Raw genomic sequence first — 13,770 nt, forward strand, 5'->3', positions numbered from 1 at the left:
CCCCCGGTGAACTGATGGCTGGTGGACTCTTCGCGCTGCTCGACGACATTGCCGTGCTGGCCAAGGCCGCTGCGGCGTCGGTCGACGACGTGGGCGCCGCCGCCAGCCGGGCCAGCGTCAAGGCGGCCGGCGTCATCGTCGACGACACGGCGGTGACCCCGCGCTACGTCGAGGGCCTCTCCCCCGCCCGCGAGCTGCCGATCATCAAGAAGATCGCGATCGGCTCGCTGCGCAACAAGCTGCTCTTCATCCTCCCCGCGGCGATCCTGCTGAGCCAGTTCTTCCCGGTGGCGCTCACCCCGCTGCTCATGCTCGGTGGCACCTACCTCTGCTTCGAGGGCGTCGAGAAGATCTGGGAGCGGCTCGCCGGGCACGGTGAGACCGACGCCGACGCCGCGCACGAGCGTGGTGAGGTCGCTGACGAGGACTCGATCACGAGTGGCGCGATCCGCACCGACTTCATCCTGTCGGCCGAGATCATGGTGATCTCGCTCAACGAGGTGGCCGACGAGCCGTTCGTCAGCCGGGCGATCATCCTGGTCGTGGTCGCCCTCGCGATCACCCTGCTCGTCTACGGCGTCGTGGCCCTGATCGTGAAGATGGACGACGTGGGCCTGCACCTGTCCGAGCGCGACTCCCAGACGAGCCGCAGCATCGGGCGGGGGCTGCTGGCGGCCATGCCGCGCCTGCTGTCCACCCTGTCCGTCGTGGGAGTGGCCGCGATGATCTGGGTCGGTGGCCACATCCTGCTGGTGGGCCTCGACGACCTCGGACTGCACGCGCCGTACTCCTGGGTCCACCACGCCGAGGAGGCGGTCCACGACGCGACGGGCGCGCTGGGCGGCGTCTTCGGCTGGCTGACCAACACGGTCGGGTCGGCGATCCTCGGCCTGATCGTGGGCTCGATCGTCGTCGCTGTCATGCACGTCATCCCCCGGCGCGGCGCGGCCCGCGAGCACTGACTCGTCCCTTCGGTCGGAAGTGGGCCTGTCGGCGCGGCCGGGACCCGGCCCGGCTCCATACTCGTGGGGATGACGACCACGCAGGCCCCTCCGGAGAGCCTCGTGCCCTCCGTCGCGCCCGTGGGCGACCGGGGCGCGGGGTCGTGGGCGACCCGCAGCGCCGGCCCGATGCTGGCCGCCGTGCTGTCCCTGCTCGCCGCGGTGCAGGCGTTGCGGCTGTGGGAGTGGCGCCCGGGCACGCCGCTGAGCCTCGCCGGTGACTCCCCGCAGCTGCTCACCCAGGTCACCGCCATCCTCGACGGGGCCCGCTACCAGTCGACCGGTCACGTGGGCGCGCCGTTCGGTCTCAACGGCAGCTGGTTCGCGACCGCCGACCAGCTCAACTTCGCAGCCATCCGGTTCATCGGCCTCTTCACCGACGACCCTGCGACGGCCGCGACCCTCTTCTTCCTCGCCGGCTTCCCGGCCGCAGCCCTCTCGGCCTACTGGCTGGCCCGGCAGCTCGGCACCCACCGACCCGCCGCCGTCATGGTCGGCACGCTCTTCGCGGTGCTGCCGGGGCACCAGACCTGGTTCAGCCACCCGTGGATCGCGGCCTACTGGGTCGTCCCGCTCGGCCTCTGGCTGGCGCTGCGCACCCTGCAGGGCGCCATCCTGTGGCCCCCGGTCCGCGACCTGCGCCAGCCCGGCCCGGGCCGCCGACCCGCGGTGCTGCTCGCCCTGCGCACGGTGCTGGTCGCCGTGGCCGTCGGCCTGTCCGACGTCTACTGGGTCGCCTTCACCCTGGTCCTGCTCGGGGTGGCGTTGCTCGTCCGCATGGCGCGGACCCGCCGGGCGGTCGGGCTGGTCCCCGGCGTCGCAGCTGCCCTGTTCGTGGCCCTCCCCTGCGTCATCAGCCTCGCCCTCACCACCCGGGGCCGCGCCGCCGACGTGATCACGTCCGACCTGCCCGCCCAGCGCACCATCGGCGAGGCCGAGCGCTACTCCGGCAAGCTGATCGACCTCGTGCTCCCGTGGTACGAGCACCGGTTCGAACCGTTCTCGTTCCTCACCACCGCCTACGGGTATGCCGCGCCGCCGAGTGTGGAGCACCCTGCCCTCGGCATCGTGGCCCTGGTCGGCGTGACCGGGCTGCTCTGGGTGACGGTGCGCAACCTCGCGAGCGGTCACCGCGTGCCGGCCGCGCTCGGCTCGCTCACCGCCCTGCTGCTCGTGGCACTGGCCTTCTACACCAAGGGCGGGCTCGGCTCCCTCTTCGCGTTGTTCGTGACCCCGCAGATCCGCACCTGGTCGCGGCTGGTCGTCGTGATCGGGCTGTTGGGGCTGCTCGCGGTGGGTCTCTGGGCCTCGCGACCGGGGCGCAGCCGTGGTGCCGCCTGGCCACTGGCCGCCGGGCTGATCCTGCTGGGCGTCCTCGACCAGACGAACCCGGGCGTGGCCCCCGACTACACCGCCCTGCGCGCCACCCAGCAGGACCTCACCCGCTTCACGTCGGACCTGCGGGCGGCCACCGGTCCGGGGTGCGCGGTCTTCCAGCTCCCGGTCACCCGCTTCCCCGAGGAGCCGCCGGCCGGGGCGATGGGCGACTACGACCACTTCCTCCCCTCCCTCGCGTCGCCGAAGGACCTGGCCTGGAGCTACGGCGCGATGCGCGGCACCTCGCGCGCCGACTGGCAGCTCGCCCTGCCCGTCGGGGACACCCCCGCCCTGCTCGACGACCTCGCGGCGGCAGGCTTCTGCGCCGTCGAGGTCGACCGCGCCGGCTACTCGACCGCGACCGCGACCGACCCGACGGCCGATCTCACCAAGGCGCTCGGCCCCGCGACCGCGCAGACCCGCGACGGCGGCCTCACGGCATACTCCCTCGCCCCGCTGCGCGACGCGGCGCGCGCCCGGCCGGCCGCCGAGCAGGCGACCCGGCGCGACGACGTGCTGCGCCCCACCCTGGTGACGCTCGGCGGGTCGCTCGTCGACCTCGACGGCGACGGCGTGCCGCGGCAGTGGACCGGGCCGACCGCCGACCTGCGGGTCGCCACCATGGGCTCCGCCGCACGCACGGTCACGGTCAGCTTCGACCTCGTCGCCCTCGACGGGAAGCCCGGTGAGGTCACCGTCACCGGGCCGGTCCAGGGGTCGACGACGATCTCGCTCACCGACGCCCCGACCCACGTCGTGCTGACCATCGACGCCGCACCCGGCCTGAGCACGGTCACCCTGACCAGTGCCGCCGAGGTGACCGCCATTCCCGGCGAGGACGGCGCAGTGGCCTCGTTGCGGTTCGACAACCTGCGGGTCGAGAGCGCGACCGGATCGGCCAACGCGACCACGGGGCAGCAGTTCGCCGCCGACTCGCCGCCGTCCGGCCGCTGACCGTGCCCGACCTGCGCCCGGCCCGCGGCCCCGCGCCCACCGGGGTCCTGCGCTGGGCGCCGGTCGGGCTGCTCGGGCTGATGCTGCTGGCCCTGACCCGCACCGCGGGCTCCGGCATCGCCGACCCCGACACGCTCTGGCACGTGCTGGCCGGTGACCACCTCCGCGCCACCGGGCAGTTCGCCGGCCCCGACCCCCTGTCCCCGTTCACCACCGAGCCGTGGGTGCTCACCCAGTGGCTGCCCGAGCTCGGGCTGTCGATCGCCCACGACTGGGGCGGGCTGGCTGCCGTGACGTTCCTCGCGGACCTCGGCCGGGTCGCCGTGTGTCTCGCCGTGTATGTCGGGTGCCGCCGCCAGGCAGGACCGTTGGCCGCCGCCCTCGTCACGGCCGTCACCGTACTGGGCAGCTCAGCGAGCCTCAGCCCGCGGCCGCAGCTCGTCGGTTTCGCGCTGCTCGCCGTCACGACCTCGGCCTGGCTCTCGACCACCCGCGACCTGCGGGTGCGGTGGTGGCTGGTCCCGCTCACCTGGGCCTGGGCGAGCAGCCACGGCACCTGGGTCGTCGGGGTGATGCTCGGCGTCGCCGTCGTCGCGGGGCTGGCCGCCGACCGGCGGGTCGACCTCCGGCTGGGGACCCGGCTGCTCGCCGTGCCGCTGCTGTCCGGCCTGGCGGCCCTGCTGACCCCGCTCGGACCTCGGGTGCTCGAGACGTTCGGCACCGTGCGGGCGGTGAGCCCCTACATCCAGGAGTGGCGCCGCCCCGGCCTCACCGAGCCTGCGACCCTCGCCCTCCTGGCACTCGCCCTGGCGGTCCTCGCGACCTGGGTGGTGCGTCGTGACCTGGTCACCTGGGCGCGGGCCGCCGTCCTCCTGGTCGGGCTGGGTTGGGGTCTCAGCACCGCCCGCGGGGTGGCGCTCGGTGCGATCATCGTGGCGCCCTTGGCGGCCGAGGCCGTCGACCGCCTGCTGGGTCGCGCCCGGCCCGAGAGGGGACGGGAGCCCGCCGTGGTCGCCGCCCTGGTCGCCGTCGCCGTCGCCGTCGGGGCGGTCCTGGCCTGGACCGGACCGAGAGAGCCGGTCGGCGTGCCCACCGCGCTCACCCCCGCTCTGCGCGCGCTTCCCGCTGGCGCCGTGGTCTACGACGACGACCTGCTCGGCGGCTGGCTGCTCTGGTCGTTCCCCGAGCTGCAACCGACCGCCGACACCAGGGCGGAGCTCTACGGACCGGAGGCCGCGCGGGCCTACCTTCGGGCGCTCCGGGCCGAGGAGGGCTGGCAGGCATCGGTCGAGCAGCACCGTCCCGCGGCTGCCCTGATCGGCTCGGACACCCCGCTGGCGCAGGCACTGGTGCGCGACGCCCGGTGGACGGTCGTCGGCCGCGACCGGGGCTACCTGCTGCTCCAGCCGCCGCCGGGCTAGCCTCGCGTCATGAGCAGCGCCGAGGGAAACCTGACCTGGGAGCCCGCCGCCGGGCACCCCGACCTGTTGGCCGCGCCGGTGGCCGCCGCGATCGCCGGCACGCCGTCGGCCAGGGTGGCGCCGATCGATGCCGACCTCGCCGACACCGCCGCGTTCTGCGCGGCCTACGACGTGGCCATGGAGAGCTCGGCCAACTGCGTCGTCGTCGCCGGCAAGCGCGGCGGTGACGTGCGGTATGCCGCGGTGCTGGTGCTCGCGTCGATGCGCGCCGACGTCAACGGCGCGATCCGCCGCCACCTGGACGTGCGCAAGATCAGCTTCGCGCCGATGGACACGGCCGTGTCGCTGACCGGGATGGAGTACGGCGGCATCACCCCGATCGGGCTCCCCGCCGACTGGCCGATCCTGGTCGACGAGGCGGTCGTGGCGGCCGGCGACGTGGTGATCGGGAGCGGCATCCGGGGCAGCAAGGTGCTGGTCCCCGCTGCCGAGCTGGCCGCGCTGCCCTCGGCCGAGGTGCTCGCGCTCGCCCTCTGAGCCACTACCCCAGGTTCCGGCCACTTGGCCGAAAGTCTCACGTCAGGGCGGTCCCGGCGGCCCGGGTGCGGGCGGTTGGCCGAAAGTCCGGCGCCGATCGTCAGGACGTCGGCCAAGCCGTCACGAGGTCGCCGAGCCCAGCCGCCTCGAAGGCGAGGACGGCCGCACCCACCCGACCGGCCCGGTCGCCGAGCCGGCTGACCGCCACCTCGGGCGGTGCGCGCCAGGCGAGCCCGTCGCGCAGCTCGGCCCCGAGCGGCACCAACAACGCCTCACCGGCGTGGGAGAACCCGCCACCGAGCACGATCACCGACGGGTCGAGCAGCAGGGTCAGGATGGCCAGCCCCCGGGCGAGCACCGTGACCGCCTCGGCCCACACCTCGTCGGCATCCGGGTCGGAGCCCAGCCGGGCCACCACCTCACGTGCGGTCGCCACCGACCCGGTGCGGGCGGCATACCGTCGCGCGACGCCGGCCCCGGACGCGTAGACCTCGAGGCACCCACGCTGCCCGCAGGCACACGGCTCACCGTCGGGCACGACCGGGATGTGGCCGAACTCGCCGGCCGTACCGGTCGCGCCCGTGACGAGCCCGCCCGCGCTGACCACTGCGGCGGCGACCCCGGTGCCGATCGGCACGAGCACGACGTCGTCGGACCCGCGGGCAGCGCCGAACCGCCACTCCGCCAGACCCGCCGTGCGCACGTCGTGGGCGACCGCGATCGGCAGACCGACGGCCGGCTCCAGCAGGTCGCGCAGCGGCACGTCGCGCCAGCCGAGGTTCGACGCGTAGCGCACCACTCCCTGCCCCTCGTCGACCGACCCGGGCGAGACCACGGCCGCCCCGACCGGGGTGAGTCCCTGGCCGCGGGCGACCGAACCCAGCTCGCCGAGCAGGTCACCGAGCGCCTCGACCACGCCGGCCGTCGGTGTCGGACGCTCGAGGTCGGCGACCTCGCGGCCGGTCTCGTCGACGACGACCCCCTTCATGGTCGTGCCCCCGAGGTCGACGGCCAGGACGACGCGCGTGGCCACCGCCGGGCTCATGCCGTCTCCCGGTCCGCGCCGAGGGCGGCCCGGACCGCGGCCACGACCTCACCCGAGGTGACCTGGCCCTGGGCGCCGGGGAGGTCGCGGCCGACTGCTCGCAGGTGCACCTCGCCGACCCCTGTGTCGGCGACCAGGCGCTGCACGTGGTCGGCCCGCACCCGACCGCCGGCGAGGACGGTGATCCGCTGGTCGGCCCTGGCCACGAGCTCGCGCAGCATGTCGGCCCCCTCCAGCGCGGTGGCCCGGCCACCGGAGGTCAGCACCCGCTGCACCCCCAGGTGCACCAGGTCGTCGAGTGCCGCCAGCTGGTCGACGCAGTCGTCGAACGCCTTGTGGAACGTCACCGGCGTCCCCGCCGCTGCGTCCACCAGCCGTGCGGTCACCTCCCGGTCGACTGCGCCGGCTCGGGTCAGCGCGCCCACGACGACTCCCACGGGCACCGCGGCCGCAGCGCCGGCCGCCACGATGGCTCGGACATCGAGCTCCATGGCGCGGACCTCGCCCGCGCTGTAGACGAAGTCGCCGGGTCGCTGGCGGACCAGCACCTGGACCCCCACGCGGCGCACCGAGTCGAGCACCGCCTCGAGCGTGCCGATGCTGGGCGTGGTGCCGCCCGACCGCAGGTCGGCGCAGAGCTCGAGGCGGTCGGCTCCGGCGTCCTCCGCCACGGGCGCGCCGTCGACGTCGTCGAGGCAGATCTCGAGGAGAGTCACCGCGTCGCCTCCAGCGTGGCCAGGGCCCGCTCCAGGTCGGCACCCGGCTGGATCCGACCGACCGGTGCCCCACCTCCCAGGACAGCCACCTCGGTCAGCTCCCCGGCCTGCGACACGTCCGCGCCCATCGCCTGGAGGACGTGCAGCGCGATGACCGTCGTGGCCCGAGGGCTCCCGTCGACCACCTTCATCGCCACCGCCGCACCGTCCGGGCCGGCCACGCCGATGACGCCTTCGGCGCCGCCCTTGGCCAGCGCTCCCGGCACCTGGGTCATCAGGGTCGTGTTGGCCTGCCCCGTGCCGCCGACGTGGAGCGGGTGGGCCCGCATCGCGTCGGCGACCAGGGCACCCGGGCTGCCCGGCTCGGCCAGCACGAGCGAGCCGAACGCCCTCGCCAGCCCGCGCACCGACGTGGAGAACAACGGAGCGCCACACCCGTCCACCGCCGCGGTGGTGACGTCCAGGCCGGTCAGCTCCGCGACGGTGAGCCGCACCTCGCGCTGGAGTGGGTGGTCGGCGTCGAGGTAGTCGCGGGTGGGCCAGCCGTTCGTCGCGCAGGCGAGCAGCATCGCGGCGTGCTTGCCTGAGCAGTTCATCCGGATCCGCGCGGTCCCGACCCCCTCGCGCACCAGCCGCTCGTAGGTCTCCTGGTCCTCGGGCCGGTCCGGAGGACAGCCGAGGGCATCCTCGTCGAGGCCGGCGCGGTCGAGGAGGGCGCGCACCACGCGCACGTGCTCGTCCTGGCCGGTGTGGCTGCCCGCGGCGATGGCCAGCTCCGGCCCGTCCAGTGGCGTCCCGACCGCGAGGCAGGCAACGGCCTGGAACGGCTTGGCGGTGGAACGGGGCAGCACCGGCGCGTCGGCGGTGCCGAGCGCGAGGGCCGTGCTGCCGTCCGGCCGCATCGCCACGAGCGATCCGTAGTGGCGGCTCTCGACCATCCCTGAGCGGGTGACGACGGCGAGCTCGGCGAACGGACCGGCAGGGGTGGCGACCACGGCCCGAGTATGCCGGGTGGTCACGGCACGCTGCAGCGCCGGGCCGCGGCGATCCGCCGGCACCCTCGTGCACGCCGGACTTGAACATGTTCAAAGGGCTCTGCTACCGTTCCGGTCATCAACTTGAACACGTTCAAAGGAGTCCTCGTGGACCACGCAGTCATTGCATACGTGCTGTACCTCGCCATCGCCGTCCCCCTGACCATCTGGGTCGGCTCGACCCTGTCGCGCAACGGCCGGGTCTTCCTGGTCGACGTGTTCGACGGCAACGACGAGCTGGCCGAGGCGGTCAACAAGCTGCTCGTCGTCGGCTTCTACCTGCTCAACCTCGGCGTCGTCGCGCTCTACCTCAGGGTCGGCGACGACCTCAGCAGCGCCCGCGACGTCGTCGAGGTCGTCAGCGTGAAGCTCGGCGTCGTCCTGCTCATGCTGGGGGTCGTGCACCTCACCAACGTCTACGTCTTCAACCGGATCCGTCGGCGCAGCCGGCTCGACGCCATGGCCACTCCCCCGGTGCCCCCGCAGGCCTGGACCCAGCCGGCCCAGCCGTGGACGCCTCCGCCGGCCTCGGCATGAGCACCCGCACCCGCACCCGCGTGGCGGTGGTCGGCGCCGGCCTGTGGTCGGTGGCGCTCCTCCTCGGCGCCGTGACCCTGCCCGTCTACTCGGGGAGCTCGGCCACCACCACCTCCGACGGCACCACGACCGAGACCACCAGCTCGGCCACGCTCGTGCAGGAGAACGGCTCGGGCGTGCTGATCGTGCTGGCGCTCCCGCTCCTGGCCAGCCTCGCCGTCGCGGCCCTGCTGCTGGTGCGGGGGCGGGTCGGCGCACGATCCCGGCCCGGGCGGTGGCTGCTCGCGGGGGCCTGGGTGGCGGTCGCCGCGTGCGGTGCGCTGGCCGTCCTCGGCCTCCTCAGCATCGGCGTGTTCGTGCTCCCGGTCGCGGTAGCGCTCGCCGTCGCCGTGGCCACCGTCGACCCCCGGCCGGGCCCGGCATGAGCCGGGCCGGTGAACCCAGTGCCGTGACGTGGTCACTGCTGGGGCCGGCCGTCGCGTACGCCGCCGCAATGGTCGGGTGGGCCCTGGTGGACGCGGAGATGGGCGTGCTGCTGTGCGCCGCGATCCTCGCGCCGCGCCGTCGGTGGGACCGAGCGTGAACCGGCTCTGGGTGCTCTACGACGCCGGCTGCCCGATGTGCTCGCGGTTCCGCACCTGGCTCGTCGAGCAACCACACCTCATACCGGTCACGGCGGTCGCCGCCGGCTCGCCCGAGGCGCTCCGGCTGCTCCCCCACCTCGACCACGACGCCACGCTGCGCGAGATCACCGTGGTGGCGGACACCGGCGCGGTGTGGACCGGCGCGAGCGCCTGGGTCACCTGCCTCTGGGCCACCGTCGAGCACCGCGACCTCGCCACCCGGCTGTCCACACCCGTCGGCCTCCCGGTCGCCAGGGCCATGGCGTATGCCGCGGCCGGGCTGCGCGCCTCGCTCACCACGACGTCCGTGCCCGCCGCGCGTCCGTCCGGCCCGACCAGAGGGGGTGGTTACGCTGACGACTGTGACGGACACTGCGCACCGGTCTGACCCGGCGAACCGGTCCGACCGTGGTGAGCAGACCAGAGCCGCCATCGCCACCGCCGCCCAGGAGCTGTTCCGCGAGCGCGGCTACGACAAGACCACGATGCGCGCTGTTGCCGACCGGGCCGGGGTCAGCATCGGCAACGCCTACTACTACTTCGCGTCCAAGGAGCACCTGGTCCAGGCGTTCTACGACCAGATCCAGGTCGAGCACGCGGCTGCGGCGCAGGACGCGCTGGGCGGCACGGACAAGTTCGCCGACCGGCTCCGCGCCGTCCTCATCACGTGGGTCGACGTGGCCGAGTCGTTCCACGAGTTCGCGGGCAAGTTCTTCAAGGTGGCCGCCGAGCCGACCAGCCCGCTCTCCCCGTTCAGCAGCGAGTCCAAGGGGGCGCGGGAGGCCAGCATCGGCCTGTTCCGGCAGGTCGTCGAGGGCTCGGACCTCAAGGTGCCGGCGGTGATCCGCGCTGAACTGCCCGAGCTGCTGTGGCTGCTCCAGATGGGGGTGGTGCTGTTCTGGGTGCACGACTCCAGCGACGGCCAGAAGCGCACCCGCGCCCTGGTGCGCCAAGTGGTGCCGTTGGTCGACAAGCTCGTGCGGCTGAGCCGCCTGCCTGGCATGCGCGGGGTCGTGGGCGACATCACCGAGCTGATCCGCTCCGTCCGCTCCTGAGACCGGCCCATCGGCCGCTCTCCTGCCCGCCCGGCGGAGGGATGGCGCGGGGACCCGGCCAATCGGCCGCGTCCCTGGGTGGGTGCGGTCGCCCCTAGCCGCCGGCGCGGTCGCGGAGGTCGGCCACGTGCGGCGAGACCGCCGGATCGAGGCCGAGGCCGAGGGCGAGGTAGGTCGCCGCGTAGTCGGTGGTGGCCATCTGCCCCGCGAGCCGGGTGAGCGGGTGCCCCGCCTGGGCGGTCACCTCGCTGACCCGCACCCCGGCCTCCCGGGCGGCCGTCGTCACGGCCTCGGCGAGGTGTCTCGCCTCGTCCGCCTCGCGGGTCATCGGGTCGGGCAGCACGTCCCGCAGCATCAGCAGCGAGAGGCGTGGCGCGGCAGGTCCGTCGAGGAACGGGTCGGCGAAGATGTCGTCGGTCGAGCGGGCCCCCGCGGGCGACGGCTGCCCTCCGGAGTAGGCCGCCGTGAACGGGCCGTCGAAACAGGCCACGATCTGCGCAGCGTCGTCAGGGAGCTCACCCGACGTCGCCGGCACCCGCGCCGTCCGCGCCAGCATCGAGGCCGCGCGTCCTGCGGCCACGCCGTTGAGGGGACCGTCGCCGAGCACGACCGGCACGCCCTCGGCGAGGTCAGCGGCCAGCACCTTGGCCGGGTTGACGAAGGACTCCGACGACGGGCGGCAGGTCTCGGCCAGCTCGTCGAGGCGGTCGGCGGTCTGGGCCAGCACGCGCGCGTCGACATCGACCAGGCCGAGGTGCCCGACGCCGAGCAGGACCGGCGCGAGCAGCGACCACAACGCCGTGCGTGACGTCGTCCGCCCGCGGCCGATGCCGATGTGCACCCCCCTGGCCCGGGCGGTCACCTCGGCCAGCGGCGACTCCACGGCCCCGACGGTCAGCAGTGCGGCACCGCGGCGGGCAGCCTCGGCCGCCAGCGCGAGTGGACCGGGCGCGCGACCCGAGAGCGACACCGCGACCACCAGGTCGAGCGGCCCCACCCAGCCGGGCAGCGGCACGTTGCGACGCACGCTGACCGGCACCGGCGACCCCGGCTCGGCCAGCAGCTCGAGGACGTCGCAGACGACAGCCGATCCGCCCAGCGACGCCACCAGCACCGACCGCGGTCGCTCACCCCCGGCGACCCGCTCGATGCCGGCCTCCTCGGCGAGCGACACCGCTTCGCGCACCTGGGCGCCCGACGTCGCGAGCCCCCGCAGGGTCTGGTGCGAGTCGAGCGCGGCCAGCGCATCGTCACTGTCGACGCGCGACTCGTCGAAGAAGGAGGCCATCGTCGCGCCGGTCGTCCGTCAGGCCGGCTTGCGGGCTTCGTCGACCAGCAGCACCGGCACGCCGTCGTCGATGCGGTACTGCAGGCCGCACTCGGCGTTGGTGCAGTGCAGCTCGGGCTTGCCCTCGACGGTTGCGTCGGCGAGCTCCGAACGGCAGGCGGGACACCTCAGGATCTCCCGCAGCCACGGCTCGATCCGCACGTCCTGTCCCTGTCCTGGCGCCATCAGCGTTCTCCTCTCACCAGTGCGAGCACATCGTCTCGCACCTGGGTCATCGTGTCTCGGTCGGCCGCCTCGACATTGAGGCGCAGCAGCGGCTCGGTGTTCGAGGCCCGCAGGTTCAGCCACCACATCGGCGCCTCCGGGGTCGCCGGGTGGGTGGCGGTGAGGCCGTCCAGCTCGTCCAGCTGCGCCCCCCGCTCCGTCGCCCACGCGCGGACCGTGGCAGTGGTGGCCGCCGCGTCGGCGACGGTCGAGTTGATCTCGCCGGACGCGGCATACCGGCTGTAGGCGGCGGTGAGCCGGCTCAGCGGCTCGGCCTGCTCACCCAAGGCGGCCAGCACGTGCATCGCCGCGAGCATGCCGGTGTCGGCGAACCAGAAGTCGCGGAAGTAGTAGTGCGCGCTGTGCTCGCCCCCGAAGACGGCACCCTCGCGGGCCATCTCGGCCTTGATGAACGAGTGCCCCACCCTGGTGCGCACTCCGCGCGCGCCCTGCTCGGCGATGATCTCCGGCACCGCGGCCGACGAGATGACGTTGTAGACCACGGCCACGTCGGCGGCCGGCGTGCCGCCGGCCACCTCCTTGGCGACCTCACGCGTCGCCACCAGGGCGGTGATGGCGCTCGGGCTGACCGGCTCGCCGCGCTCGTCGACGACGAAGCACCGGTCGGCGTCGCCGTCGAACGCCAGGCCCAGGTCGGCGCCGTGCTCGACCACGGCGGCCTGCAGGTCGCGCAGGTTCTCCGGCTCCAGCGGGTTGGCCTCGTGGTTGGGGAAGGTGCCGTCGAGCTCGAAGTAGAGCGGCACGACCTCGAGGGGCAGTCCCGGCAGACCGGCGGCGGTGCCGAGCACGGCCGGCACGGTGTGGCCGCCCATGCCGTTGCCCGCGTCGACGACCACCTTGAGCGGCCGGACCCCGGACAGGTCGACCAGCCCGCGCAGGAAGGCTGCGTAGTCGGCTAGGACGTCGCGCTCGACCACCGTGCCGACCGGCCCGTCGACCGGCCCCGCGCTGGTGCCCGTGTCGAGCAGCCGTTGGGCCAACGCGCTCACGTCCGCGAGGCCGGAGTCCTGACCGACCGGCCGGGCGCCCGCGCGGCAGAGCTTGATGCCGTTGTACTGCGCCGGGTTGTGGGAGGCCGTGAACATCGCGCCCGGAAGGTCGAGCGCACCGCTGGCGTAGTAGAGCCCGTCGGTGCTGCACAACCCGATCAGGGTGGCGTCGAACCCGTGCGCGGTCACCCCCGCGGCGAACGCCCGCGACAGCTCCGGCGAGGACGGCCGCATGTCGTGGCCGATGACGACACCTGACGCGCCCTCAGGCCCGATGACGGTCTGCGCGAAGGCCGCGCCCAGCGCCCACGCCACGTCGACGTTGAGCTGGTCGGGGACCACGCCTCGGACGTCATAGGCCTTGACGAAGTCGGACAGCACGGGTTTCGGCACGCCGGAAACCCTAGCGGGCAGCCGAGCCGGGGTCGGTCAGGAGTCCCGCAGGACCCGAAGGTGCCCTCGCCGACCGGTCTCGATCGCCCCGGACGCGTCTTCGTCGGCCGGTCGTGGCCGGGTCGCCACCGGCGCCTCACCGAGCCGTGGACGCCCCGCCTCGCGGACCGCGTTGGCGAGCGCGAGCAGGTCGTCGTGGGAGGGCTCGGGTTCGACGTACTCACCCGACAGCCGCACGATCTCCCAGCCCCGTGGGGCCGTCAGCCGATCGGCGTGGTCGGCACACAGGTCGTAGGTGTGTGGCTCGGCGAAGGTCGCCAGCGGGCCGACCACCGCGGTCTGGTCGCCGTAGACGTAGGTGAGCGTCGCGATGGCGGGCTTGGAGCACGCGGTGCGGGAGCACCTCCTGGACAGACTCACATCGCGGACTCTATGCCAGCGCTGCGGGGCTCCCGGCTCGGCACGCCGTAGGGTGCGAGGGTGACTTCGTCAGGCTCCCCCGCCCGGCGCCCCGG

16 protein-coding genes are annotated in these 13,770 nt (G+C 74.1%); 9 read left to right on the top strand and 7 right to left on the bottom strand.

Features of this window, described 5'->3' with window-relative positions:
- The first annotated feature begins 14 nt into the window (after nt 1-14).
- The 4 genes from BLQ34_RS09485 (at nt 15) to BLQ34_RS09500 (ending at nt 5,290) form a co-directional block, all read left to right on the top strand.
- Nucleotides 15-962, top strand: a complete 948-nt coding sequence (locus BLQ34_RS09485; protein WP_091784515.1) for a DUF808 domain-containing protein — start codon at nt 15-17, stop codon at nt 960-962.
- A 69-nt stretch (nt 963-1,031) separates the two neighbouring features.
- Nucleotides 1,032-3,332 carry a hypothetical protein gene (locus tag BLQ34_RS09490; RefSeq protein WP_091784518.1) on the top strand — a complete coding sequence of 767 codons (2,301 nt, stop codon included), beginning with the start codon at nt 1,032-1,034 and terminating at the stop codon, nt 3,330-3,332.
- A 2-nt stretch (nt 3,333-3,334) separates the two neighbouring features.
- Nucleotides 3,335-4,753, top strand: a complete 1,419-nt coding sequence (locus BLQ34_RS09495; protein ID WP_091784521.1) for a hypothetical protein — start codon at nt 3,335-3,337, stop codon at nt 4,751-4,753.
- Between the two features lie 9 nt (nt 4,754-4,762).
- Nucleotides 4,763-5,290: a YbaK/EbsC family protein gene (locus BLQ34_RS09500; protein WP_091784524.1), complete on the top strand. Its 528-nt coding sequence runs from the start codon at nt 4,763-4,765 to the stop codon at nt 5,288-5,290.
- Nucleotides 5,291-5,390: 100 nt separating this feature from the next.
- Here BLQ34_RS09500 and BLQ34_RS09505 read toward each other — a convergent pair whose 3' ends face one another.
- Genes BLQ34_RS09505 through BLQ34_RS09515 form a run of 3 tightly spaced genes read right to left on the bottom strand, consistent with a single transcriptional unit; the run spans nt 5,391 to nt 8,046 of the window.
- The gene (locus BLQ34_RS09505; protein WP_231961002.1) at nt 5,391-6,323 is read right to left on the bottom strand and encodes an ROK family protein; all 933 of its coding nucleotides are present in this window, start codon (nt 6,321-6,323) and stop codon (nt 5,391-5,393) included.
- Between the two features lie 8 nt (nt 6,324-6,331).
- Complete coding sequence (locus BLQ34_RS09510) at nt 6,332-7,051, bottom strand: copper homeostasis protein CutC (protein WP_091784530.1); 720 nt, start codon at nt 7,049-7,051, stop codon at nt 6,332-6,334.
- Nucleotides 7,048-8,046: an asparaginase gene (locus tag BLQ34_RS09515; RefSeq protein WP_269457280.1), complete on the bottom strand. Its 999-nt coding sequence runs from the start codon at nt 8,044-8,046 to the stop codon at nt 7,048-7,050. Before BLQ34_RS09515 ends, BLQ34_RS09510 begins: the two co-directional genes overlap by 4 nt.
- Nucleotides 8,047-8,193: 147 nt before the next feature.
- On the opposite strand from BLQ34_RS09515, the gene BLQ34_RS09520 reads away from it, so the two are divergent.
- Genes BLQ34_RS09520 through BLQ34_RS09535 form a run of 5 tightly spaced genes read left to right on the top strand, consistent with a single transcriptional unit; the run spans nt 8,194 to nt 10,300 of the window.
- A complete protein-coding gene (locus tag BLQ34_RS09520) occupies nt 8,194-8,622 on the top strand; it encodes a hypothetical protein (RefSeq protein WP_091784549.1) in 429 nt (142 codons plus the stop codon).
- Nucleotides 8,619-9,047, top strand: a complete 429-nt coding sequence (locus BLQ34_RS09525) for a hypothetical protein (protein WP_157692975.1) — start codon at nt 8,619-8,621, stop codon at nt 9,045-9,047. Before BLQ34_RS09520 ends, BLQ34_RS09525 begins: the two co-directional genes overlap by 4 nt.
- Entirely contained in the window at nt 9,044-9,205 is a 162-nt protein-coding gene (locus tag BLQ34_RS18780; protein WP_157692976.1) for a hypothetical protein, read from the top strand. The genes BLQ34_RS09525 and BLQ34_RS18780 overlap by 4 nt, the downstream gene beginning before the upstream one ends.
- Entirely contained in the window at nt 9,202-9,633 is a 432-nt protein-coding gene (locus tag BLQ34_RS19290; protein ID WP_231961003.1) for a DCC1-like thiol-disulfide oxidoreductase family protein, read from the top strand. The genes BLQ34_RS18780 and BLQ34_RS19290 overlap by 4 nt, the downstream gene beginning before the upstream one ends.
- On the top strand, nt 9,608-10,300 hold the full coding sequence (locus BLQ34_RS09535; RefSeq protein ID WP_172829328.1) for a TetR/AcrR family transcriptional regulator: 693 nt from the start codon (nt 9,608-9,610) through the stop codon (nt 10,298-10,300). The genes BLQ34_RS19290 and BLQ34_RS09535 overlap by 26 nt, the downstream gene beginning before the upstream one ends.
- Nucleotides 10,301-10,394: 94 nt before the next feature.
- Here BLQ34_RS09535 and BLQ34_RS09540 read toward each other — a convergent pair whose 3' ends face one another.
- From BLQ34_RS09540 to BLQ34_RS09555, 4 genes are read right to left on the bottom strand one after another with little or no spacing between them, the layout of a single operon-like run.
- Nucleotides 10,395-11,588 carry an SIS domain-containing protein gene (locus tag BLQ34_RS09540; RefSeq protein ID WP_091784560.1) on the bottom strand — a complete coding sequence of 398 codons (1,194 nt, stop codon included), beginning with the start codon at nt 11,586-11,588 and terminating at the stop codon, nt 10,395-10,397.
- An 18-nt stretch (nt 11,589-11,606) separates the two neighbouring features.
- Nucleotides 11,607-11,813 (bottom strand): Trm112 family protein, encoded by a 207-nt coding sequence (locus BLQ34_RS09545; protein ID WP_231961004.1) that lies wholly within the window; start codon nt 11,811-11,813, stop codon nt 11,607-11,609.
- On the bottom strand, nt 11,813-13,255 hold the full coding sequence (locus tag BLQ34_RS09550) for a phosphomannomutase/phosphoglucomutase (protein ID WP_091784563.1): 1,443 nt from the start codon (nt 13,253-13,255) through the stop codon (nt 11,813-11,815). The genes BLQ34_RS09545 and BLQ34_RS09550 overlap by 1 nt, the downstream gene beginning before the upstream one ends.
- A gap of 36 nt (nt 13,256-13,291) precedes the next feature.
- A complete protein-coding gene (locus tag BLQ34_RS09555) occupies nt 13,292-13,675 on the bottom strand; it encodes a DUF3499 domain-containing protein (RefSeq protein ID WP_091784565.1) in 384 nt (127 codons plus the stop codon).
- Nucleotides 13,676-13,770: the final 95 nt, after the last annotated feature.

The organism is Pedococcus dokdonensis (genome assembly GCF_900104525.1).
In the GTDB taxonomy this organism is placed as follows: Bacteria; Actinomycetota; Actinomycetes; order Actinomycetales; family Dermatophilaceae; genus Pedococcus; species Pedococcus dokdonensis.

Coding starts and splice junctions, on each gene's coding strand:
- BLQ34_RS09485 (WP_091784515.1), top strand. CDS start 15: ATGGCTGGTGGACTCTTCGCGCTGCTCGACGACATTGCCGTGCTGGCC.
- BLQ34_RS09490 (WP_091784518.1), top strand. CDS start 1,032: ATGACGACCACGCAGGCCCCTCCGGAGAGCCTCGTGCCCTCCGTCGCG.
- BLQ34_RS09500 (WP_091784524.1), top strand. CDS start 4,763: ATGAGCAGCGCCGAGGGAAACCTGACCTGGGAGCCCGCCGCCGGGCAC.
- BLQ34_RS09525 (WP_157692975.1), top strand. CDS start 8,619: ATGAGCACCCGCACCCGCACCCGCGTGGCGGTGGTCGGCGCCGGCCTG.
- BLQ34_RS18780 (WP_157692976.1), top strand. CDS start 9,044: ATGAGCCGGGCCGGTGAACCCAGTGCCGTGACGTGGTCACTGCTGGGG.
- BLQ34_RS09540 (WP_091784560.1), bottom strand. CDS start 11,588: ATGGCCTCCTTCTTCGACGAGTCGCGCGTCGACAGTGACGATGCGCTG.
- BLQ34_RS09545 (WP_231961004.1), bottom strand. CDS start 11,813: ATGGCGCCAGGACAGGGACAGGACGTGCGGATCGAGCCGTGGCTGCGG.